Source organism: Embleya sp. NBC_00888 (assembly GCF_045207655.1).
Taxonomy (GTDB): Bacteria; Actinomycetota; Actinomycetes; order Streptomycetales; family Streptomycetaceae; genus Embleya.
Map to the genome: position 1 here is coordinate 4,618,283 of NZ_CP108785.1, position 22,629 is coordinate 4,640,911.

A 22,629-nucleotide genomic window follows, 5' to 3' on the forward strand; every position below is an offset into this window, starting at 1 on the left:
GACGCGTGCGGGATCGGGGGAACGGGCGGGGTCACATGGGGTGGTGGCAGCGGAAGAGGTGTCCGGTCCGGTCCTCGCGCGGCTCGGGCAACGAGCGCGCGCACGTGTCGGAGGCCTTCCAACACCTGGTCCGGAACGGGCATCCGCTCGGCGGGTCGACCGCCGAGGGCAGCGGCCCGGTCAGCGGGACGCGTCGCGTGTCGGTGAGCAGGCTGGGCGTCGCGGAGAACAGGGCGACGGTGTAGGGATGGCGCGGTGCGCCGGCGACGTGCTCGGCGGGGCCCTCCTCGACCACGTGGCCCAGGTACATGACGGCGATCCGGTCGGCGAGGTAGCGCACGGTCTGGATGTCGTGCGAGATGAAGACCAGGCCCAGGCCGAGGCGGTCCTTGAGGTCGCGCAGCAGGTTGAGGATCTGTGCCCGTACCGACACGTCCAGCGCGGAGGTGGGTTCGTCGGCGACGATCACCTCCGGTTCCAGGACGAGAGCACGGGCGATGGCCACGCGCTGACGTTGGCCGCCGGAGAGTTGCCCCGGCAGCACGTCGGCGGCACTGGGCGGCAGGCCCACCAGGTCCATCACCTCGGCGACCCGGGCCTCGCGTTGTGCCTTGGTGCCGCGCCCGTGCACGTCCAGCGGGTCGCGGAGCACTCGGCGTACGCTCAGGCGTCGGTTCAGGGCGGTGGAGGCGTCCTGGAAGACCATGCCGATGGCGCTGCCGAATTCGGATGCGCGGCGTCGGGCGGGCAGCGCCCACAGGTCCCGGTCGTGGAAGCGCACGCTGCCGGTGGTCGGCTTCTGGAGGCCGACCAGGACTCGGGCGAGAGTGGACTTGCCGCAGCCGGACTCGCCGACGATGCCGAGGACTTCGCCGCGGCGGACCTGGATGTCGGCGCCGGCGAGGGCGTGCAGGTGTGCCGGGGTGAACAGTCTGCCGCTGTTCACGCGGTGGATCACGGCCACGTCGTGGGCGGAGAGCACGATCGGCGCGGGTGGGGCGGATCCACTCGCGGGGGTGGGGACGAGTGTCGTGTCGCTCATCGGGCGGCTCCGGTCAGCGGCGTGGCGGGGTGGTGGCAGGCCGCGGCGTGTTCGTGGACGGCGCCGGTGAGCGCCGGGCGGGTGTCGTGGCACAGGTCGCTCGCCGCCGGGCAGCGGTCGGCGAAGCGGCAGCCCGGGCCGAACTCGGCCGGGGGCGGGACCACGCCCGGGATCTGGTGCAGGCGTTCCTCGCCGGCTTCCAGCGACAACACCGAGCCGAGCAGGCCGCGCGCGTAGTGGTGTTCGGGTGCGCGCAGCAGTTCCCCGGTGCGGCCGGTCTCCACGACGTGTCCGCCGTACATGACGACGATGCGGTCCGCGAGGGAGGACACCAGGGCCAGGTCGTGCGAGACCAGCACCAGGGCGAAGCCGAGCTCGTCGCGCAGGCGCACGAGCAGGTCCACGATTTGGGCCTGCACGGTGACGTCGAGCGCGGTGGTGGGCTCGTCCGCGAGGATCAGGCGTGGGTCGCGGGACAGGGCCATCGCGATCAGCACACGTTGGCGTTGGCCTCCGGAGAGCTGGTGGGGGTGGCTGCGTAGGACGCGTGCGGCGTCGAGGCCGACCAATTCCAGCAGTTGGGCGGGCGTACGGGTGCCGCCCCGGCGGGTGAGCTGGGTGAGTTGGGTGCGGATGGTCAGGGCGGGGTTGAGCGAGCTGAGGGCGTCCTGGTAGACCATCGCGATCTCGTGGCCCAGGAGCGGGCGGCGTCGGCGCGGTGACATCGTGGACAGGTCGTGACCGGCGAAGCGGATCTCGCCGCCGGATTCGGCGCCCTTGGGCAGCAGTCCTATCACGGCCAGGCTGGTCAGGCTCTTGCCGCAGCCGCTCTCGCCGACCAGGCCCACGGTCTCGCCGGGGCGTACGTCGAAGTCGACGCCGTCGACGATGCGTACGCCGCCGTGTCGGTCGGGGAAGCGCACCGACAGTCCGCGTACCGACAGCAGGGGTTCCGCGTCGGGGATGGTGCGGGCCGGCCGGTGTGCGGCGGCCTCGGCCAGGCGCGCGTCGAGATCGGCGCGGGCGTGCGGGTCGAGGGGTTCGATCCGGGCGGTCCGGCGCTCGGCGTCGACGGGGTCGGAGCCCGCCGGGCCGGAGGGCGCGGCCCACGCGTCGGAGATGCCCTCGGCGAGCACGTTGAGCGCCAGCACGGTCAGCAGGATCAGCAGGCCGGGGAAGAACGTGGCCCACCAGCCGCCGGTGAGTACCAGTGTGCGGCCGTAGGCGATCACCGAACCCCACGAGGGGTCCGGGTCGGGCACGCCCGCGCCGATGAACGAGAGGCTGGCCTCGAAGACGATGGCGTCGGCGACCAGGACGGTGGCGAAGACCAGGATCGGTGCCGCGCAGTTGACGGCGACGTGGCGGATCAGGATGTGCGGGCGACGGGCGCCGATCACCCGCTCGGCCGCGACGTAGTCCTCGCCGTACTGGGCGAGCACGTTGGCGCGCACCACCCGGGCCAGTGAGGGTGTGTAGAGGAAGGCGATCGAGCACACGAGCACGGTCAGCGAGCTGCCGAAGACCGCGACGAACACGGCGGCCAGGGCCACGTTGGGGAAGGCCATCACCACGTCGAGCACGCGCATGGCGCCTTCGTCGACGAACCGTCGCGAGGTCGCGGCGAGTGCGCCGATCAGGCCGCCGAGGACCAGGGCCAGGGCGGTGGCGCCCAGTCCGATGGCCAGTGACCAGCGGGCGCCGACCAGCAGTCGGGAGAAGACGTCGCGGCCGGCTCGGTCGGTTCCGAACCAGTGCTCGCCCGACGGGCCCTGCGCCGGGGTGCCGGTGGCGAGCGGGTCGTGCGGGGCGATCCACGGTGCGAGCAGCGCCACCACGCACAGCAGGACGAGCGCGATCGAGCAGATGCGCGCGGGCAGCGGCAGGCGGCGCAGCCGGCGTAGGCGGATGCCGGGGCCGGTGAGTCGGGCGACCAGCTCCTGACGCATCATCAGGCCTCCCTGGTACGAGGGTTGGCGAACAGACAGGCGAGGTCGACGGTCAGGTTGACCAGGACGAAGACGACGGCGATCACGAGCACGGTGCCCTGGACCACGGCCACGTCGCCGGAGGTGACGCCGTTGAGGATGAGCGTGCCCAGGCCGGGGAGGCCGAAGATGGTCTCGATCACGACGGCGCCGCCCAACGCGTAGCCGGCGCGCAGTCCGAGCACGGTCAGCGGTGTGACCAGGGCGTTGCGCAGTACGTTGCGACCGACGATCACCAGCGGGGGAAGGCCGTTGCCGGCGGCGGTGCGTACGTAGTCGCGATCGAGTTCCTCGACCATCGAGGTGCGCACGATCCGGGTCAGCGACGCGCCGACCGGGATCGCGATCGCGACGGCGGGCAGGAACAGGCTCTGGAACCAGGCCCCGACGCCGTCGACGGGATTGACGTAGCCGCCGGTGGGAAACCAGCCGAGCCGCAGCGCGAACTGTTGGACGAGCAGGATGCCGAGCCAGAACGAGGGCGTGGCCACGCCGGCCATGGACAACACCCGGATCACCTGGTCCGGCCAACGGTCGCGGTACAGCGCCGCGACCACACCCAGGAGCAGCGCGCCCATCGACGCGAACAACATGCCCAGGAACGTCAATTGCAGGGTCAGCGGCAGCGCGGTGAAGATCGCGTCGGCGACCGGCTTGCTCGGCGGCGAGGTGACGCCCAGGTCGCCGTGCAGCAGATCGCCGAGGAAGGCGAAGTAGCGGACCACGAGTGGGTCGTCGAGCCCGTGCTCGGCGGCGTACGCGGCGCGTGCCGCGTCGGAGGAGCCCTCGCCCAGCGCGTTGTACGCGGGGTCGGTGGGCGAGAACCGCAGGACCACGAAGACGAACAGCGTGATCCCCAGGAGCAGGGGTGGAAGGGTGAGCAGCCGTCTGCCGGCCAGGCGCAGGATCGTGGTCATGGGGCTCTCGATGGGCTGGGAGGGTGGCCGCCCGTTCGGGCGGCCACGGTCGGCTCGGGGAGGCGGCACGGCATCGCGTGGGCCGCGACGCGGACCGGCGCTACGCGGGGGCGCTGTCCAGGAAGGACAGGCCGGTCGTGGGCAGCGGCCGGAATCCGGTCAGGGCCTTGTCGTTCCAGGCGGTGGCGAGTTTGCGGTGGAAGACCGGGTAGAGCGGGACCTGCACGGATGCCAGGTCGATCGCCTGCCCCCACAGTTCCTTGCGCTTGACCGTGTCGGACTCCGCAGCGGCGGCGTCCAGGAGTGTTTTGGCCTGCTTGCCCTCGGGCGTCTGGGACCACATGTGGCGCTTGTCGGCCCACAGGCCCACGTACCACCAGCGCATCAGCAGGTCGACGTCGTTGCCGAATACCGAGGGGTCGCCGGGCGCGGCCATGACCTGGTACTCGCCGTTGTCGATCTTGTTCTTGTACTGACCGCCGGACTGGCCGATGTCGAGGGTGGTGCGCACGCCGATCCCGTCCCAGCTCTCCTTGATCAGCGGCGCGACGTCCTTGACCCACGCGGTGTCGGTGAGCACGAGCGTGACGTCGAGTCCGCTCACGCCCGCCTCGGCGAGCAACCGCTTGGCCCGCTCCGGGTCGTATCCGTAGACGCCGGCCGCGCGCCGGTAGTCGGGATGGCTCTCCTGGAGGAAGCTGCTCGCGGGGGTGGCGTTGCCGAGCAGCCCGGTGGCGATCATCTTGTCCTTGTCCAGCCCCCAGTGCAGTGCCTGGCGCACCCGCACGTCGTCGAACGGCTTGCGGCGCAGGTTGAACATCAGGAACAGCAGCCCGAAGCTCTGCACCGAGTCGGCCCGGTGGGCCTTCTTGACCTGGGCGTAGTTGATGTACGGGACGTCCTCGATCACCCGCACCCGGTTGGAGTCGAGGGCGGTCACCCGGGCCGAGGCGTCGGCGAGCAGCAGCCAGTTCATCCCGGCGGCTCGCGCGGGTTTGGGGCCGTTGTACGCGGTGTGCTCGGCGAAGACGATCCGGTCGTCCTTGGTGGCCGAGACCATGCGGTACGGGCCCGATCCCACCGGCAGCGCGTCGAAGCGCTGCCGGTCGGCGAGCACGGCGGCCTTGGGCACGATCTTGACGACCGATATGCGCTCGCCGAACAGGGCGAACGCGAAGGAGAGCCGGAACTCGACGGTCTTCGTGTCGACCGCCCGCACCTCCCGAAGGAACGGCAGGAACTGACTGATCAGCGAGTTGTTCGCCGGGTCCAGGATCCGGGTGAAGCTGAACACGACGTCGTCGGCGGTCACCGGGGAGCCGTCGTGGAAGGTCGCGCCCTGACGCAGCGTGACCTGCCAGGTGGTCGCGTCGATCTGGCGCGGCATCGCGGCGGCCAGTGCCGCGTAGGGGCTGCGGGTGACCGGGTCGAGGTCGACCAGGCCCTCGAAGACGTGCAGGTTGGCGGCGACCGGCAGCGCGCCGGAGGCGGTCATCGGGTCGAAGCCGGTGCTCAGGGTGTACGAGAGCCCGGCGTCGATGGTCCCCTTGCCGCTTCCCTTGCCGCCGCCCTTGTCGGCGTTGCCGGTATTGGTCGACGCGGGGCCGCACGCGGCGAGGGTGCCGGCCAGGGCGGTCGCGGCTCCCAGGGCTCCGGAGAGCCTGAGGAACTGCCGGCGGTCCAGGGCCCGGGCGGGTGAGCGGGACTCGGCCACGACGCCTCCTGTTCGTGTCTGATGTGCCGGGTTTCTCTGTCGGTGCGCGAGAAACGCGGGAACAACCGTAGGACAATGGGACAGCCGACGTGGGATGAGGGACGTCCTACGTCTAAGCTGGGGGTGACAGTAGGAGGTCATCCGCGACGCGGTCAAGGGTTCGTCCCGATCACGCGCGGTGACGGCGCCGGGCGGCACGCGGCCGTGTGGCGGTGGATACGGTGACTTCCGCAACGGCGGACACCCGGCGATGGGGGACACGATGACGGTGCGCGGCAAGCGCAAGAACGGCGTACAGGAGCAGATCAAGGAACTGATCCTGGAGCGCGGGCTGAGCGCGGGGGACTCCATGCCCACCGAGACCGAGCTGATGGAACTCCTGGGGATCAGCCGAAACTCCGTGCGCGAGGCGCTCAAGGCCCTCCAAGCGGTCGGCATCGTGGAGATCCGGCACGGCTTCGGCACCTACGTCGGACGCATGTCGCTCGGCGCGCTCGTCGACGAGTTGTCCTTCCACGGCCGCCTGGCGCCGACGGGAGACAGCCGCAGCATCACCGAACTGATCGAGGTGCGCCAGGCCCTCGAATCCGGTCTGATCGGACAGGTCGTCGAGATCGCCGACGCCGGGGACCTCGCGGACCTGCGCGCGGTCGCCGAGCGCATGGCCCGGGAGGCGGAGGCGGGCGAGGTCTCGCCTCTGACGGATCGGCAGTTCCACGAGACGCTGTACCGACCGCTCGGCAACGACCTGATGCTGCGCCTGCTCGCCGCGTTCTGGGACGCCTACGACCGGCTCGCCGCCGACCTGCCGCCGATCGGCGAGTCGGCGCCCGACGTCGCGGCCCAGCACCGCGAGGTGTACGAGGCGGTAGCGTCCCGCGACGCCGAGCGAGCGCGCCGAGCGGTCACGGTGCACTTCACCGGCATCCGCAACCGCGCACCCGGTGGAGGCCCCACGATCCCGTGACGCCTGGCCCGGCGGACCCCATCGCGTCCGACGAGGGCCGCGACGGAATCGCCGCGACCGGATCGCCGCGCCCGCGGGCCCCGGCCCGCTCCGAGATCGACCCGGACCGCCTTGTTGCCGAGGCGGCCTGTCGCGGACGTCGCCTCCGCCCGCGGCCTCACCGCAGACGCGCGCCCACGGCCGAGATGCGCCCCTGTGGGGCTTTCGGAACCGCGGGCCCGGACGGGGATCGGGTGGGTGGTCGCCGAGACGTGGTGCCGATATCGCTGTGGACGTCCCCATGGAGGAGACGCCTCGTCTCGGACACCGTCGCCCTGGAAACTTTCGGGAGTGTTGCGCCCGTCTTTCTTGATCACGGCATCATCGCGGGTCGCTCTCCCTTCGGCGAGAGGCGTTTTGCGACTCCATGCCGGGCCCGGGGCGGGGATCCCGCTCCGAATACCTCCCGGAATTCTCGATTTCTGCGCACCACCGGTCGGAACACCGCTGATCAGAGGCAGTCCCTGCCGACACGACCCGCCCGGAAGGCTCGTGCGCACCTTATGGCCGGAAACCGGGGGTCGTCGTATTCCGGCCCGCACGGGTGGCTTTTCTCTTTTTCGCGGATTTTTCCATCGTGACCGATCAAGGTGCGTCCTGTCCTATTGTCGGGTGCTCCTTGGTCACTCAGGGATATCAAGCGAACACGCCGAGAGGACTGGTGTGAATTGAACAGCGAATTGCGTCGACTGTGGAGTCGCGCGACGATGGCGGCCATCCGGGACAGGGCCGCCGCGATCGTGGGAGCGGTCGCTCTGTTGGCGGCCGTGGTGCTCACCGGCGCGGTCACGGGTACGGCCGCCGCCGCAACCGAGGCGGCGCCCGCCGCGCGCGTGGGCGGGTGGACCTGCCCGGGTGAGCCGGTGCCTGCCGGGTATGTCATCACCGCGTTCGACCGCAACGGCTGCGGCGGACGGGGAGCTTGGTTGCAGCAGCCCGTTCGCGACGGCATCTGGACCTGTTCGGGCTCACCCATCGTGTCGGGGTATGTCATCGCCGGGTACGACCGCAACGGCTGCAGCGGCATCGGTGCCTGGTACCACCGACTCGCGCGGGACGGCATCTGGACCTGTTCGGGCTCACCCATCGTGTCCGGCTACGTCGTGACCGGGTACGACCGCAACGGCTGCAACGGCATCGGCGCCTGGTACCACCAACTCGTCCGCAACGGCATCTGGACCTGCCCCGGCTCGCCCATCCCGGCCGGCTACCGCAGCACCACGTACAGCGCGAGCGGATGCAACGGACTCGGCGCCTGGTTGACCGTGCGCGCCTGACGGTCGCCGCGTAACGCCGGGGTGCCGCGCGGCTCCCGTCGGCCGGCAGCCGCCTGTGGATTCCCACGGCGCGACCGCCGCGGGCCGACCACCCGGACCCACGGTCGGACACCGGGAGGCGCGCGGCACCGCGCCGTGGTTCCGCGCCTCGCATACGCCGGGTGCGAACTCCGGCGTCGTGAGCCCGTGTTCGGCGGGCCGCGGCGGGGACCCGGCTCGGGGCCGGCGGGGCGTGTGCCTGCCCGCGCCGCCCCGGGCCTCGGTCTCCTTGAATGGCAGGGCCAGGGACTCGGGGGCAGCATGGGACGGGTGGGCGCAGTCCCCACCTGGCCCCGTTACATCGAGACGGCCGGCAGCCGGGCGTGCCCGGGAAGGACGCCGTCATGGACCGTCAACGCGCGTACAACGAGCGCCATCACCGCAATCCACTGCGGCCCAACCCGCCGAAAACCGCCACTGAGGGCACCGGAGCGTCCACGGAGCGTGCGGCCCTGTCGGGGATGCGCGCCCGGCGGCGGTTGAAGGACGTGCCCGAGGTGAAGCGGCGCGAACTGGTCGAGCGCTCCCTGGACCTGGGGCTGGAGGCCGCGCGGTCCGTCAAGGACCGGAACATCTCGCTGTTCTCACGGGGGCTCGACCCGATGTTCGCCGGTATCCCGACGTTCCTGAAGTCCCCGTACGTCGAGGACATTCGCGACATCGGCCGCTACGACGTGGCCGTGGTGGGCGCACCGTTCGACATGGGCACCACCTACCGCTCCGGTGCCCGCTTCGGGCCGCAGGCCGTGCGCCGCATCTCGGCGCTGTACGACTCGTACAGCCCCGACCTGGGCATGGACCTGTTGGAGGAGATCACCATCGGCGACGCCGGCGACATCTTCGTCATCCCCGCCAACATCGAGAAGACCTTCGACCAGGTCGACCTGGGCGTGTCCCACATCCTCGACGCGGGCGCGTTCCCGGTGATCATCGGCGGCGACCACAGCATCGGCTACCCCGACGCGAAGGCCATCGCCAAGCACGTCGACGGCAGGCTCGGCATCATCCACTTCGATCGGCACATCGACACCGCCATCACCACCATGGACGAGCGGATGCACACCACCCACTGGTCGCACGCCACCGACCTGCCGAACGTACCGGCGTCGAACCTGGTCCAGATAGGCATCGGCGGGTGGATCGGCAACCACTCCGGCGTCCAGGTCGCCGAGGAACGCGACACGACGGTCATCACCATGTTCGATGTCGAGGAACTCGGCGTCGACCGTGTCATGGAGATCGCCCTGGAGATCGCGTGGAAGGACGCGGACGCGGTCTATCTCTCCTTCGACATCGACGTGGTCGACCCCGGCTGCGCCCCCGGCACCGGCACACCCGAACCCGGCGGCATGTCGCCGCGCGAAGCGCTCAAGGCGGTGCGGATGGTGGCGCAGGAGGGCCTGGTCGGCATGGACCTCGTGGAGATCGCCCCGCCGTACGACGTTGCCGACACCACGTCGCAGCTCGGTGCCCGCGTCGTCATGGACACTCTCGCCACACTCGTCGAGAACGGACACCTGGGCACCCGACTCACCGCCGAGCAACGCGCCGGGGCCGAAGCCGACCGAGACCGCGACGCCGGCCTGGAGACGCCGTAACGACGTGGGCGTCCGGGACCCGTGATGAGGTTGTGGGTGGGGATCAGGTGACGAGCCAGGCCTGGTTGGTCTTGCCGTTGCACGGCGCGGTGTGGATCCTGTCGCTGCCGGGGTCGTTGGCGAGGCAGTAGGTCTGCGCGTAGCCGAGCTTGATCGTGGCGTTGCGATCCCCGAGCTTCGACACGAGCCAGGCCTGGTTGACCGCATCGTTGCAGGGCTCGGTGCGGACCGTGCTCGTGCCGGTGACGTTGGCGAGGCAATACCCCTGCGCGTAGCCGAGCCTGATCGTGGCGTTGCGGTCGCCTGCCTTCGAGACGAGCCAGTTCTGGTTCGTGGTACCGGGGCAGGGGGCGGTGTGGACCTTGTCGGTGCCGGTGTCGTTGATCAGGCAATACGCCTGTGCGTAGCCGAGCTTGATGGTGCCGTTCTTGTCGGTGGTTCCGGTGGTTCCGGCCGAGGCACCGTGGGTGAGAGGGACGAGGGTGAGGGCGAGGGCGGCCAGTGCGGTTCCGGTGGTGCGAGCCCTGGAACGGACGGGGATGCGGAGTGTACGGACGTGGATGGCGGTGGGCATGGTGACTCCGTAGGTCGTGAGGTGGCCTGAACGGCACTCAGGTCGTGGGCAGGCCGGGTCGGGGAGCGGGTACGTGTGCGGGGAGCGCCGGCCGGTCGAGGTAGGGGGCGAGGAGGCCGGCGTGGTGGCGTTCCAGGAGGCGTTCGTGTTCGGCCGTGAAGTGTTCCCGCCAGGCGCCCACCATGAGGTCGGGGTCCCGGGCCGGTGGGGTGGACAGGTCGGGGAGGTCGGTGGCGTCGGGTCGGCCGAGGGCGTTCAGCAGAACGGTCAGAACTTGGTCGCGGGCCCCGGCGGTACCGCCGTTGGCGGGGCCGGCGAGTTGTTCGTGGGCGATCACGCAGACCCGCGGGTGGCGCCGGAGCCACTGGCCGTGGCGGCCCTCGGCCATGCCGGGGAAGCAGGGATCGGTCAGGGCGAGGGTGATCCGGGCGTCCATGGTGGGCAGCGAGGTGAGGATGTCGCGGTAGACGAGGTGTTCGGGCAGGGTGCCGACGCGGTCCGCAGGGCCGGTGAGCAGTCGGATCTGGCTGATGACGCGGTCGCGGATGTCGCGCTGGTGCAAGACGATCGGCGGCCCGCCGCCGCCGTGCCAGGTGCGCAGCAGGTCGGCGTCGGCCCTGCTCAGGTCCAGGCCGGTGACGTACCAGGCGTTGCGGCCGGGCAACAGGTGGTGCAGGGGGGTTTCGAGGTGGTGGGCGAGGCGGTGTTCGAGCGTCGGGTGCACGGGCGAGGCGTGGGTGACCGGTTGACCGAGGCGTGTCCACCACACCCGCCACAGGGCGGTGATCGCGGTTCGGAACGCACCTTGTAGCTCGGCGTGTTCGCCCCGCAGGAGTCGCACGCTCGCTTCGCGGCCGTAGGCGGCGCGGAGGAGGGGTTCGACTTCGCCGGGGCCGGGCCCGGTAGCGGGGGTGTCACCGGCGTCGCTCATCGTGCCGTGCGGGGTATAGCCGAGGGCGTTGGTGATCCGCAGTGGCAGTGTCGTTCCGCTTCCGAGTGGCGAGACGACGATGATGTGCGGCGGCAGGGTCATGAGACGTCTCCCGGGGAGCGAGAAGGCGAGGGCACCGACGGGCGGGGCCGGGTACGGTCGGACGGCGCCGTCGGCGGCGTGGTCGGGGCGCTCGGGCGAGGTGGGGCGGGCCGCCGGGACGGGGCTCGGGGCGGCCGCGATGCTCGAGCGCTCGGTCGGCGGCCGGGTCGCGGGGGCGAGGAGGTGGTCCTCGTACGCGTGGTGGCGGCGGGCGGTCCGGCGACGGTCCAGCAGTTGTGCGGCGCGGGTGTGTTCACCGGTGTCGACCAGGGCTCGGGCGAGGGTGTCCTGGACGATCTCGCGTTCGACGCGGACCCCGCCGATCCGTTCCACGTGTTCGCCCAGGCCGGTCAGCAGGTCCACCGCAGCCTGCGGGTGGCCGGCGACGACCTCGGCCAACGCGCGCACCACGGGGGCCAACACCTCGCGGAAGTCCGGGCGTTGGTCGTCGGCGGCGCGGGCGGCCAGGGCGTACAGGTCGTCGCCGGCGGCCTCGACGGCCAGGGCCAGCGCCAGGTTGAAGGTGTGGAAGACCTCCGCCGTGCCACCGGGCGCCGCCGGCAGCGCACGCACATGCTCGAGATCGCATCGTCCGGCCGGGGCCTGCCCGGCGCGCAGCAGGCGCCAGTTCGTGGCGGACCTCATCCCCACATCCGCGCGATCCAGCGCCTCGTCGGCGCGTCGGCGCGCCTGGGCGAAGTCGCCGCAGGCCAGGGCTTGCAGGGCAGCGTGCCAATTCAGGTGTCGGGTCTGCGGCGCCGACGGATCCTCGGCCAGCCATCGGTCGAGGAAGGCGATCGCGTTCGGGCCCGCACCCGGTTCCTGTTTCCGCGTGGGCCCGGGCGTGCACGGCGACCCCGGAGCGGGGGTACAGGACCAGAGCGTGTCGGGCCAATGCATGGGCCTCGCCCACGCGGCCCCGTTCCACTGCGCTCCATGCCGCGAGACTCGTCCAGAACCAGTTCTCGCCGCCCGCCAGTTCGTGATGCCGGTCGATCAGGGCGTCACCGAGCGCGCGGTGACGGCGGTTCTCGCTCGCGGCGAACGCGTCGATCATCAGCGCGGCGACCTCGTCGCCCGGCCATCGGGCAAAGTGGGTGATCAGGTGGTCTGCGGTCATCGCGTACTGGCGATGGGTGTGCAGGAACACCGCATGGACCAGACTCGCCGAACGCGCGTCGCTGCTCCGCGCGTCCTCATGGGCCGGCGAGAGTTCCGACTTCAACGCCTGATCGGTGAGGTCGTCCGCGGTCGCCAGGACCAGCAACGCTCGCGCCACCCCCAGACGCGGCTGCTCGACGACCCACGCTTGGAGCAGTGACCGGGCCTTGCCGCTCAACGCGGCCAGCTCCCGCACCGGCGCGTCCTCCAGCGAGACACTCGTGGAAGCGGCCCGCGCCGACATCCCGACTCCGTCCGAACGACGCCGGCCCCTGATAGGCGGCCCGGAACACGGCAGTGCACACGATGCCGCTGTTCCCGCAGTTGTTCCTCGGCAGCGTCAACGGCAGCGCGGTGTGGTTGCCGCTTGCCGTGCCCTCGCTTGCGAAGGTGGCGCCCTGCGCCTGCGCGGCCGTGTCGGTGTTGGCGCGGGTGTTGCCGAACGTCCCGTTCCCCACGCTGACGATACCGGCCTGCGCCACCCCGGCCGGCGCCATCGCCGCACCTGCCGCCGCACCGGCCACGGCCGCCCACTTCGCCGTACTGCGCACCGCACGCCCCGCCGACCGCCGCTCATCCACACTCACCGCATCCACCACCCTCGTCACTCGGCCGACCCCCTGTCGGGGACGGGAATCCGGGCGGCACACCGGAGGATCCGTACCGCACCGCGATCAATCCAACGAGTTGGGGTGCCGGAAGACACGGGGTTCGCCCGAACGAGTGCGCCGCGCGACACCGCGGGTGTGCCCGACGGCCCGGACGCGCCGCGGAGGTGGGAGAAGGCCCCGCGTGCGAACCCCGTCCTTCGGGGGTGGGCGGGGTCCACGGTGTGCGGTTGAGATGGCCGATCGGAAGAATCTCACCCGGGCAGGCGGTCGGCTCCAGGTGTGCGCAGCGGTGGCGGCGGAATGCCGGGATGGGGCGGGGGGCGGTGAACTGCGTTGTGTGGAACCCGAATTCGACGGACGGCGCGGCGGCGACCAGGGGTACGGTCGCCCGTTCCTGCCGCCCAACCCGTGGCCCGCCTTCGGGTTATCCGAGATTAATGGGGCAAACCCCTTGCTGTCCGATTGATGGGTGAATATCCTGGAATGAGCCTACGGGGCGAGCGAGGGAGCTTGACCGAAGCGGCTTTGGAGCAAGGAGCACTGCTCGGGCCAAGGTCGAAAGGCCAGGCTGAGAGGCCGGAAGGTCGAAAGGACCGGAAGGCGACCCCTAGCACCTGACCCGGACAATGCCGGCGCAGGGAGCCCACCTCGTAGGTTTTCATCCTCGCACCCCATCGTGATCCCGATCGGCGCTCGTGCCTGGCTTCGGCCGGGGCGGGCGTTTTGTCGTCGACCCGTTCCGGTCGTGAGCCGGAGGCGATGGCAGCCCCGGCGCCGGCGCCGCCGGCAGAGCCCCACCGCCGAGGCGCCGCCGCAGTGGTCCATCGCAGTTCCGTCCCACACCCCGGGTTGGTCGTGCCGGTCGCGCCGTGTGCGCGGGGAGGTTCGGTGCGCTGGTCGTGGTCCCGGCCTCGGCCGTGCCGGCCGTGTCCCGGGCGAAGTGGGGGAACGGCCGCTTGGCGTTGAGGGTGGCCACCGCCGCCACCGCCACCGCCGCCGCCACCGCCGCCGCGGGAAGCCGGGGGCGGGTGGCCGAGAACCGGCAGCCACCTCGCCCACCGGCTTCGCGTCGACGACGGGGTATCCGCCGAGCGGTTCGTGGCCCGGCTCGGCGGGCGCATGCTCAGTTGATGGGCAACACGCGTGCCCAGGTGCGGAGTTCGTCCAAGTGGCCGTCCACCACCAGGTTCGAATCCGCCAATATCGCCTCGAACTCCGCGTCTGTCAGCGGGCGGCAGCGGAACTCGTGCACCCAGTGAGCGTCCGGGAATTCGTATTCGATGCGCACCGCGCGCACCCCGTCTCCGATCGGCTCGGAGCTGAGGATCTTCACGGCACCGTCGGGGTGTTGGCTGATTCGGGGCAACTGGTCGTGCCAGCCGATGCCTTCGCGCTGGATCAGCACCACCCCGTCGTCGGCGACGTGTGCCCGACAGGCGTCGAGCATCGCCCGGCGGAATTCGGGCTCCACCGTGTGCACCAGATAGGACGCCAACAACACCACGTCGAAGCGCTCCTCGAGCCGCAGGTTCTCGATCGTGGACAGTACGGTCCTCGCCCCGCGCACCCGATCGAGCATCTCCGGCGACTCGTCCACCGCCGTGACCTCCCACCCGCGCTCGACCAACGCATGGGTCACCCGCCCGGCCCCACAACCGAGTTCGAGCAGAGTGCGTGCTCCTTCTCGGGCGCCGAGCGCGATCATCTCCGGCTCCTCACGCGCCGGCAGGCGGTCGTACATGTCCACGGCGCACCCATCCGGCGTGAACGCCCCGGGCCCCTCGCCGCGATACCCCTCACGAATACGCGCCATGACCGATCCCTTCCCCCGAGCGACCCACGGTCGCTCACGAAACGGACAGCAACGCGCCCACCCAAACCGCAACGGCCCGGAGCTGTCAACGGTTTCGACACGGTGCCGGCCGATTGCCGGGATGCCGACCGAGGTGCGTTCGTGCCGTACCGCGTGCCCGACCCGGGTGGTGATGATCGGCTCCGACCCCGCGCGGCGCTGCATCGCGGGCAGGACCGGGTGCTCAACCGACGTTCCCGCGCCGGACCTGCGCAGCCCCGAACGGCGACACGGCGCGTGATCCCCGGACGGCGGGGGGAGCGGGTGATCCGGGCCTCGGAGTACCGGGAGCCCTCGGCCGGGCCGGCTGCCGGATCAGGCCTTTCGGCTCGCCGGACCCGGTTCGGGGATGCGTCCGCAAAGCAGGTTTCCGGGCTCGGCGGGGTCGTCGCTCATCCAGAACTGGGACCACAGGCGGGCGAACTCCGGCCGGCTCAGGTAGCCGTCGCCGTCAAGGTCGAGCAGGTCGAAGACCGTGTCCGTGTCGACGCTGCGGCCGTGCCAGGTCTCGACGAGTCGGCGGTGTTCGGTGCGAGAAATTCGGCCGTCCCGGTTCTCGTCGATGGCGTCGAAGATGGTCCGGGCGGTGGCCGTGACGGCCTCCGGCATGGAGTGCAGCCGGTCCATGAGGGCGTGGACCTCGTGGACGTCGACCCTGCCGTCGTGGTCGGTGTCGGCCGCCGACAGCTCGTCCCACCAGCCCATGAGGAGCGCCTCGACGCGGGCGCGCAGTTCCGTCCCGGGCTCCACGCCCGGCAGTCGGCCCCAGCGATCCACCAGGGCCTCGAAGTCCTCCCGTTGCAGGTGGCCGTCACCGTCGACATCGAACGCGACGAACATTTCCTGGATCTTGCGCTGCTGGAACACGCTGGCCATGGACGGTTCCCTCTGGACGACGGACCGATGAGTGCATCTCCACGACCCGAGGCAAGCAGTCGGCAACCATAGGCGGCATATGCGACCTTCGGCCATGGTGAGTGGATTGCCTGTCTAGCGGGAATCTCTCCGACGCTGCGACGCCCCTGAAGAAAGATCACTCCTATGAGTGAATCGTGAGGCTCGGGAGACCATCGCACGCCGCGCCATCCACGCACCGACCTCCTCGCCGCGTGCGCTCGCCGACTCCGCCGGATCCATGCCGTTGGTGTCGTGTCGGGCAGGCGCGGCCGAGTCGTGGCGCCAGGGTTCCCGGACACGGCTCTCACCGTCGCGGCATCGACCTGGCATGCTCGGCGGTATGAAGATCGCTGCCGCGCAGCTCACGTGTGTTCCCGCGGACATCCCCGCCAACGTTCGCCGGCTTGTCGCTCTCGCCGAGCAGGCGCGCGCCCAGGGCGCCGAACTCGTCGTGTTTCCCGAACTCGCGCTGACGGGGTACGAACTCGGATCCCTGGTCGAGGATCCCGGCCTGTGGGTGAGCGCGGACGATCCGCGACTGGATCCGATTCGGGCGGTGGGGATCGCCACCGTCGTCAACTGCGCCGTGGTCACGGGCGGATCGCTGCCCGCCATCGGGACACTGGTCTACGACGCCGACGGTGAACCGGTGACCACGTACCGGAAGCAGTACCTCTACGAGGAGGAGCGGGGCGTCTTCGCGGCCGGCGATCGGGACGGGCGCTTCGAGCTGGGTGGCCTGCGTTTCGCGCTGGCCACGTGTTACGACAACCACTTCCCCGAACTGACCGCCCGCGGCGCCGCCGACGGCTGCCAAGTGCACCTGGCGAGCTCGCTGTACGGCACGGGCAAGGGGATCGAGGAGCGGGCGGCCGTCTACCCGGGAATCGCCGAGGACACCGGCCTGTATGTCGTGATGGCCAACCACGTGGGCCCGTCGGGACCGTGGACCGGCTGTGGCGGCGCAGCCCTGTGGGCCCCGGGCGGCGCGCTCCTCGCGGAGGCCGACGACCGCGCGGTCACGGTGGTCGTCGCCGAGGTCGGCCGGCTCCGATCACCGGCCGACGCCGACGGGATCTCCGGCTGACCTGGAGAATTGCCTGAATGCGGGTGTGGGGAACGCGCGATCTTCGACGGGTAGGACGAAGTCTCGGCGGGTGTGACGCAGGCAGGGCATGATCGGTTCGGGTTTCCGGCACGCCCACGCCGGTCCGCTGAATGCCCGAGGAGCACTCTTGTCCGCGTATGACCGAGAAATGGCGCAGACCCGTGCGGTGTTGCTGCGCATGTTCGACGAGTTCGACACCGAATTGGCCGCGGTCGAAGCGCGAGTGGCCGATTGCGGTTCGCCTTCCGAGGCTGTGGCCCGTACCGCGGACGCCGCGCGCATTCGGGACGGGTGGCGTGCCGCACCCGACCCGACCGTCCTCTTCTTCCTGGACGCGTCGCCGGTCGGCTGGTTCACCGCTCAGCTCGCCCAGGCCCGCGCGTGCCTGCCCACAGGACCGGGGGAAGGCTTCGGCCCCGACGCCTCGGGCCGGTACACGGCGCCGTGCCTGTTCGACCCACACCACGGGCCGGCGAAGGTCGGCGCGTTGTGGCAGCCGTCACCGGAACTGCTGCCGCGACCGGTTCTGTGCTGCGCCGAGGACGCCGCGCTCCTGGCCGCCGGCAAGGCTCCGCGTGCACGGCTGTTCGCGACGGTTAAGGGCCCTCGGCCGCTTTGGGAGTGCGACGACCGCATCCAGGTGTGGTGGCTGCTGGGTCACTTCACCCTTGCGGGCTGGGACCGGCTCGCGGCGGTGCTCGCCCACACCACTCTGGCCTCGGCGCTGAACTACGTGATGACCCACTCGGGCGCCACCGGTACGAAATGAGCCCCCACACTGCCCGCCCGGCGCGGATCGACCGCGCCGGGAATCGCCCGGCACCTCACCGGGGTTCGGGCGTGCGGGGCGCCGGCGTGTCCGGGTGGGGCGGGCCGTTCGCCGGCAATACGTCCTTGCTGATCAGTCGGGATCCCGAGAAGCAGGGCCGGTACACATCCACCCGTTCCAGGAGGTTGCCGTTGAATCGGTAGAACTCGCAGACGGCACCTGCGGGTCGAGGCAGCGTCCGCATCTCGTCCGGCACGAAGGGGAACTGTCGCAACGGAAGCGAGTCTGCGAAGTCGGCATGCTTCCGCGCGTGCGTCAGCCGCCAGGGCGGCACTTGGTACTGCTCCCCGGATTGGTTCGTCTGATCCCGAACAACAACGCGATGACGGCCGCCGGTGGCCGAGTACGGCGGGGCCCTCGATGCGGCACCGTGGTCTCGGGCGCCGGCGGCTTCGGGGTTCATGTGCTCGGAGGCCACGCTCTGGCACGGGGGCCGATGACCGCGACCCGCTGCACCCGTCCGGACGCCACGCAGGTCCCGCTGTGGCGGACGGACGGTGTCCCGCCGTCGCGCCCGTCGCCGTCGCCTACGCCGTGCGTTACGGGGTCGACCCGGACGGGGAGCGTGTGGGCGTGGTGCCGGCGCTCTGCGGCAGGGTGCCGGTGAACGTGGCGTCCGGCAGCGCCGAGGGGAGCGGGGTCATGGCGACGATGATGCGGAATCCGGGACGGAGGGCGTCGGGAACGTCGAAGAGCTGCTGGGCGAAGACCGACTGTCCCGGTGCCACCGTGCCGGTGAAGTCCTGCTGCGGCAGACTCCCGTGCGTGATGCGTTCGGCACGCTCTCCGCCGACCCGGCTCATCTCGCTGACATGCACTCCGGAGACGTCGTAAGGGGTTTGCGACCGGTTGGTCACGGTGATCGTGACCAGCGCCGGGAAGGAACCCGGCGCGGCGCTCGCCGCCGCGGGCGCGGGTTCCACGCGCGCCACCGACACGACGACGCCGTTGGGCATCGCCACCCAGCCCCCCACCGGCGCGGTGTTCGCCGCCCCGGTGTCGCGACCGGATCCGGGCCCGCACAACCGCAACCACTCGTCCTGCGGCAGACCGGGAGGATCACAGCTCACCGACGGGGACGCCGACGTGGTACCCGAACCACTCTTCCCATCGTTGTCGTCGCCGCAACCGGCCAACGAAAGAAGAGCGGTGACCACGATGCACACACACATGACCCGACGCGACATGACAACCCCTTGAGACCAATGCGGTACGGGGGAGAGTCGTCCGTTGGAGAATCCCTCAAACAGGACCGGATGTTCGTTTGGGCCATTCGATTCGTCCTTGTCACGCCGAAAAGCCACGGCGCGGATTCCGCTCTCCGCGCGAGGACCATGGTGCGAGGCGCGCAGTGCGCCGGGCCGTCTACGCGGCATCAGCCGATCGGTATGCGGTCATGACCGTCATCCTCTCGGCATCCGACCCACGCAGCCCGGGATTGACGGGACAGCGCTCAGGCGACCCGAGTGCGAGGGCTCAGCCGGTTTTCTCCCCGCTGGGTCAGGTTGCTGGGTTGGGTTGTTTCGATGGCGGGTGACAGGCGCTTCTCGCGATTACGTCGTCGGCGTCAGCCGGTGCTTCTCGGTCGTACTCTTCGGCCCGTGTGGCCGCCGGGTCCGAGACTCCTGGCCGCCCAATCGATGCTGTCCGCCGTGGCCGGCGCGCTCGGCACTCGGGACGGCGCGGTGCTGGTCGATCGCATTCACGGAGGTGGCATCACCGGCCCGTTCCAGGTGAGTGTCAAGGTCATCCGGACCGGGGCGCCCGACGTGCTGGCCCGCAGGATCCGGGAGCGGGCAGCCGGGTTGGGTTACGTCCTCTACGCCCGCCACGTCGTGTCGGTGGGGGAGGACCCGGCCTGGGTCCACTACGAACGCTCCCAGGCGCTTCCGGCGTTGACCTTCAAGGTCTTCGAGCCCGGCGCCGTCGTCGAGGGACTCCGCGTGCCCGCCGGATCGGCCGGGGTCGTCTTCCATCTCGAACGCGGCCTCACCACGGTCGAAGGCGGCCGTTCCCTGCCCAGGCCGAACACGGCGACCGAGGCGCACATGGCGACGTTGGGCATCGACATCGCGCCCCCGCCGGGATGGCAGCGGTTCTGGTGGTGGTGGGTACGAGGCGCCACGCACGTGCGACTGAAGTGGAAGATCCGCCGACTGGGCGGATACCGCGGACGGCCGTTCCAGACCTGGTTCGTCGGCGGCGAACACGTCGGGCCCTACACACTCGGCGTCGTGACGATCCGCCCCGGAACCCGCCGAGATGTCGAGGAGGCCATCGCGGTGCGGGCCCACGACGTCGTGATCGTGGCAGCGTGCCGGGAGATCGAGGTCACGGAAGAGGCCACGGAAGAGGCCACCGACCGGGCGCGCGCGGCGACGTCTGGGTCACATAGGCTCGGACGGTCTTCCTCGCCTACCGGAAGGACTGTGATGAGCATCGACGCCGGTTCGCTGACTCCCCAGGATCTCGAATTCCTCCAACGCCCCCTGCACGGATTCCTGTCCGTGGCCGGGGGGCCGATCCCGGCACAGCCCCGGCCGGTGTGGTTCGAGGCCACTGCCGAGGGCACGATCCAACTCTTCACGGGCCCGGATTCGCCCAAGGTGCGGCGCCTACGCCGCGACCCCCGCGCCTCGATCGTGGTCGCCGCCCCGGTGGGTGAAAGCGAGCGCTGGGTGTCGGTCGCCGGCCGCGTCACGGTGGAACCCGACGGAGCACACGACTTGTGCACCCGCCTGGCCGCTCGCTACTGGGGCGTCGACGACCCGGCCCGCGCCGACCAACTCGCCGAGATGCTGGCCGCAGACCAGGTTCGTCTGGTCATCCACCCGGAGACCGTGAGCCGCTACGCGAACTGATCCCCGCTCGACACCGCGGACGACGCCCGAGCCTTCCTCGACCGCGGACTTTCGCGGTGGAGGCGCGACCGCCTGGTGGGTGGGAGCCACGACTGGGCGCCGTTCAACCTGCGCGACGCCGAGCGGCCGGCCGAGGCCGGCCGCTCCTCCGCGCAGGCGATGTCACTCCGGGAGAAGAGGGTCACGGACCTCGACGCCCTGCTCGCCGCCATGGATCCGCCCTTCCCCGGAGAGCAGTAGTGGGATCTCGCCCTGTTCGCGCCGGCCCGGGCCCCGCGAGCAGGAGGCCCGGGGCCGGGACGACCGGCGTGCCGAGTTGTTCGCCCGCGTGCACGACCCGTTCGGGCGGGGCGGGCGCGACACGAGCGACGGCAGGCCCGTGGACCGGGTGGAACTGCCTGGACCGCCTCGGGCGGGGCACACCGACGTGCGCCGATCCGGCGGCGCGTCGCCCCTACGGGGAGGCCGGCAAGCGCGCCGGGCGGGGCCCGGGAAGGGCCGCCCGCCGCTACCTCAACCCGGGGGCCGGTGCGGGCAGTTCCCTCGAACGGGACAGGCCGGCCTCATGCCGCGGTGGCGGTGTGGTGCAGTGTGAACCAGAAGGTCGGGACCGGGTTGGTGCCGGGTGTCACGTCGACCAGTTGCCACCCGGTGAACCTGGCGCGGAGTTCGTCCGCGGTGACGCCGGAGATCGGGTCCTCGAACGCCTCGGGCCCGTACCCGAACATCAACAGCCGTGCGCCGGGGGCGGCGCGGTCGGTGAGGCCTGCGGCGTAGGCGTCGCGGCGGTGCGGCGGTATCCCGCAGTAACAGCTCAAGTCGAAGAACAGGTCGTACGGGCCGCGCACGCCCACCTCGTCGAGCCGGGTGGCGTCTCCACACAGCACCGTGACGTCCAATTGCGCCGCGTGGGCCTTCTCCCGAGCCTGTAGAACCGCGCGGTCCACCAGATCGACGGCCTCCACCCGCCAACCGTGTCGGGCCAGGTACACCGCGTTGGTCCCGGTGCCGCAGCCGAGTTCGAGGACCCGGCCGGGGGTGAGCGCACCGGGCCCTTCCACGAGCGCCACCAACTCGGGCGGCGTGACGCCGCTGTCCCACGGCGGCCGGCCGTCCCGGTAGTAGTCCTCCAACGCGCGGCGCACGGCCGCCTCCTGGTCGAGCTCCGCGGCCGTCCGAGTCTCGCTCATCGCCGGTTCCTCCAAGAAGTTGTAGTCGAACTCTAGTGGTCGACTCTAGTGATCGACTCTAGATATAGACTTCGGATATGGACGCGGTCAAGGGATCCGACAAGCAGAACGCCAAACGCCCGGACAAGCGGGCCGAGCGCTCGCGGCTCACCCGCGAGAAGATCGTCGCCGCGGCGCGCGAACTGTTCGTCGCGCGGGGATACGGCGCGACAAGCCTTCAGGAGGTCGCCGACCGCGCGGGTGTGGCCGTCCAGACCGTGTACTTCGTGTTCCACAACAAGCGCGCACTGTTCAAGGACGTCGTCGACACGTCCATCGCCGGCGACGACGAACCGGTCGCCACGATGGACCGCGACTGGTTCCGCGCCGCGTGCGCCGAGCCCACCGCGGCCGGGCAACTGCGCGCCCACGTACGGGGCGTACGCGACATCCTCGGCCGAGTCGCCCCGATCGTGCCGCTGATCGCGGCCGCGGCGGCCACCGACCCGGAGATCGCCGCCCAGTGGCCCGCCGGCCCGGACCCGCGCTACACCGTCCAGCACGCCGCGGCAACGGCATTGACCGCCAAGCCCGACGCCCGCCCCGACATCGACACCGCCCGCGCCGCCGACCTGTTGTACGGACTACTCAGTCCCGAGCTGTACCTGATCTTCGTTCGCGACCGGGGCTGGTCCCCCGACGCCTGGGAGGAGTGGGCCCGCGCGACCCTGACCACCCAGCTCTGCGTCGAACGGACGTAGGGGTACACCACCGCGACGTTCGGCCCGGGCGTCGCGCCCTTCGAGGCCGCCTCGGGTGAGACGATCCCCGTGTACGACGCCGCCCCCAGTCGTCGGCGCCATCCGTCCCCGCGCCCGCATCGGCGAATCCCTCGCCCTGTCCGCGCTGGGCGGTCATCTGCGCCGCAGCCACCCCCCCCGACCGACGGAGCC

At 71.0% G+C, this 22,629-nt stretch carries 20 protein-coding genes, 1 pseudogene and 1 riboswitch; of the genes and pseudogenes, 9 read left to right on the forward strand and 12 right to left on the reverse strand.

The features are described from left to right. Positions 1-31: 31 nt before the first annotated feature. The 4 genes from OG948_RS54495 to OG948_RS54510 all read right to left on the reverse strand — a co-directional run bounded on the left by OG948_RS54495 (position 32) and on the right by OG948_RS54510 (position 5,661). Positions 32-1,042, reverse strand: coding sequence for an oligopeptide/dipeptide ABC transporter ATP-binding protein (locus tag OG948_RS54495; protein WP_406300762.1), 1,011 nt, complete (start codon positions 1,040-1,042; stop codon positions 32-34). Next, positions 1,039-2,994: a dipeptide/oligopeptide/nickel ABC transporter permease/ATP-binding protein gene (locus OG948_RS54500; protein ID WP_331772517.1), complete on the reverse strand. Its 1,956-nt coding sequence runs from the start codon at positions 2,992-2,994 to the stop codon at positions 1,039-1,041. The genes OG948_RS54495 and OG948_RS54500 overlap by 4 nt, the downstream gene beginning before the upstream one ends. Further along, complete coding sequence (locus OG948_RS54505; RefSeq protein WP_331772518.1) at positions 2,994-3,947, reverse strand: ABC transporter permease; 954 nt, start codon at positions 3,945-3,947, stop codon at positions 2,994-2,996. Before OG948_RS54505 ends, OG948_RS54500 begins: the two co-directional genes overlap by 1 nt. 100 nt (positions 3,948-4,047) lie before the next feature. After that, positions 4,048-5,661, reverse strand: coding sequence for an ABC transporter substrate-binding protein (locus OG948_RS54510; RefSeq protein ID WP_331772519.1), 1,614 nt, complete (start codon positions 5,659-5,661; stop codon positions 4,048-4,050). Between the two features lie 250 nt (positions 5,662-5,911). Between OG948_RS54510 and OG948_RS54515 the strand changes: the two genes are divergently transcribed. The 3 genes from OG948_RS54515 to speB all read left to right on the forward strand — a co-directional run bounded on the left by OG948_RS54515 (position 5,912) and on the right by speB (position 9,581). Then, positions 5,912-6,628, forward strand: a complete 717-nt coding sequence (locus OG948_RS54515; protein ID WP_331772520.1) for a FadR/GntR family transcriptional regulator — start codon at positions 5,912-5,914, stop codon at positions 6,626-6,628. Positions 6,629-7,335: 707 nt separating this feature from the next. Next, positions 7,336-7,944 (forward strand): hypothetical protein, encoded by a 609-nt coding sequence (locus OG948_RS54520; RefSeq protein WP_331772521.1) that lies wholly within the window; start codon positions 7,336-7,338, stop codon positions 7,942-7,944. A 383-nt stretch (positions 7,945-8,327) separates the two neighbouring features. Continuing rightward, a complete protein-coding gene (gene speB, locus OG948_RS54525) occupies positions 8,328-9,581 on the forward strand; it encodes an agmatinase (RefSeq protein WP_331772522.1) in 1,254 nt (417 codons plus the stop codon). Between the two features lie 43 nt (positions 9,582-9,624). Here speB and OG948_RS54530 read toward each other — a convergent pair whose 3' ends face one another. After that, complete coding sequence (locus OG948_RS54530; protein WP_331772523.1) at positions 9,625-10,155, reverse strand: RICIN domain-containing protein; 531 nt, start codon at positions 10,153-10,155, stop codon at positions 9,625-9,627. 37 nt (positions 10,156-10,192) lie between these two features. Beyond that, positions 10,193-12,088 (reverse strand): hypothetical protein, encoded by a 1,896-nt coding sequence (locus tag OG948_RS54535; protein ID WP_331772524.1) that lies wholly within the window; start codon positions 12,086-12,088, stop codon positions 10,193-10,195. Between the two features lie 85 nt (positions 12,089-12,173). Here OG948_RS54535 and OG948_RS54540 point away from each other — a divergent pair, with 85 nt between their 5' ends. Then, positions 12,174-12,509, forward strand: a complete 336-nt coding sequence (locus OG948_RS54540) for a hypothetical protein (RefSeq protein WP_406300954.1) — start codon at positions 12,174-12,176, stop codon at positions 12,507-12,509. Positions 12,510-12,654: 145 nt separating this feature from the next. Here the strand turns inward: OG948_RS54540 and OG948_RS54545 are convergent. From OG948_RS54545 to OG948_RS54555, 3 genes and pseudogenes are all read right to left on the reverse strand, one after another. After that, positions 12,655-12,846, reverse strand: a pseudogene (locus OG948_RS54545) (chaplin family protein); the annotation flags it as partial. 606 nt (positions 12,847-13,452) lie between these two features. Further along, a riboswitch (TPP riboswitch) is annotated at positions 13,453-13,618 on the forward strand. A gap of 465 nt (positions 13,619-14,083) precedes the next feature. Beyond that, positions 14,084-14,773, reverse strand: a complete 690-nt coding sequence (locus OG948_RS54550) for a class I SAM-dependent methyltransferase (RefSeq protein ID WP_331772525.1) — start codon at positions 14,771-14,773, stop codon at positions 14,084-14,086. Positions 14,774-15,127: 354 nt separating this feature from the next. Continuing rightward, complete coding sequence (locus OG948_RS54555) at positions 15,128-15,688, reverse strand: EF-hand domain-containing protein (protein ID WP_331772526.1); 561 nt, start codon at positions 15,686-15,688, stop codon at positions 15,128-15,130. Positions 15,689-16,049: 361 nt separating this feature from the next. Between OG948_RS54555 and OG948_RS54560 the strand changes: the two genes are divergently transcribed. Both OG948_RS54560 and OG948_RS54565 read left to right on the forward strand, forming a co-directional pair. Next, positions 16,050-16,796 (forward strand): carbon-nitrogen hydrolase family protein, encoded by a 747-nt coding sequence (locus OG948_RS54560; RefSeq protein WP_331772527.1) that lies wholly within the window; start codon positions 16,050-16,052, stop codon positions 16,794-16,796. Between the two features lie 169 nt (positions 16,797-16,965). Further along, positions 16,966-17,586, forward strand: coding sequence for a hypothetical protein (locus OG948_RS54565; RefSeq protein WP_406300763.1), 621 nt, complete (start codon positions 16,966-16,968; stop codon positions 17,584-17,586). A 55-nt stretch (positions 17,587-17,641) separates the two neighbouring features. Here the strand turns inward: OG948_RS54565 and OG948_RS54570 are convergent, their stop codons facing one another. Together OG948_RS54570 and OG948_RS54575 are read right to left on the reverse strand one after the other, a co-directional pair. Further along, a complete protein-coding gene (locus OG948_RS54570) occupies positions 17,642-17,860 on the reverse strand; it encodes a hypothetical protein (RefSeq protein ID WP_331772529.1) in 219 nt (72 codons plus the stop codon). A gap of 325 nt (positions 17,861-18,185) precedes the next feature. Beyond that, on the reverse strand, positions 18,186-18,833 hold the full coding sequence (locus tag OG948_RS54575) for a hypothetical protein (RefSeq protein WP_331772530.1): 648 nt from the start codon (positions 18,831-18,833) through the stop codon (positions 18,186-18,188). 1,245 nt (positions 18,834-20,078) lie between these two features. On the opposite strand from OG948_RS54575, the gene OG948_RS54580 reads away from it, so the two are divergent. Together OG948_RS54580 and OG948_RS54585 are read left to right on the forward strand one after the other, a co-directional pair. Continuing rightward, positions 20,079-20,507, forward strand: a complete 429-nt coding sequence (locus OG948_RS54580; protein ID WP_331773612.1) for a pyridoxamine 5'-phosphate oxidase family protein — start codon at positions 20,079-20,081, stop codon at positions 20,505-20,507. 75 nt (positions 20,508-20,582) lie between these two features. Continuing rightward, positions 20,583-20,747 (forward strand): hypothetical protein, encoded by a 165-nt coding sequence (locus OG948_RS54585; protein ID WP_331772531.1) that lies wholly within the window; start codon positions 20,583-20,585, stop codon positions 20,745-20,747. 323 nt (positions 20,748-21,070) lie between these two features. Here the strand turns inward: OG948_RS54585 and OG948_RS54590 are convergent, their stop codons facing one another. Next, a complete protein-coding gene (locus OG948_RS54590; protein ID WP_331772532.1) occupies positions 21,071-21,697 on the reverse strand; it encodes a methyltransferase domain-containing protein in 627 nt (208 codons plus the stop codon). Positions 21,698-21,774: 77 nt separating this feature from the next. Between OG948_RS54590 and OG948_RS54595 the strand changes: the two genes are divergently transcribed. Then, positions 21,775-22,437 (forward strand): helix-turn-helix domain-containing protein, encoded by a 663-nt coding sequence (locus tag OG948_RS54595; RefSeq protein ID WP_331772533.1) that lies wholly within the window; start codon positions 21,775-21,777, stop codon positions 22,435-22,437. Positions 22,438-22,629: the final 192 nt, after the last annotated feature.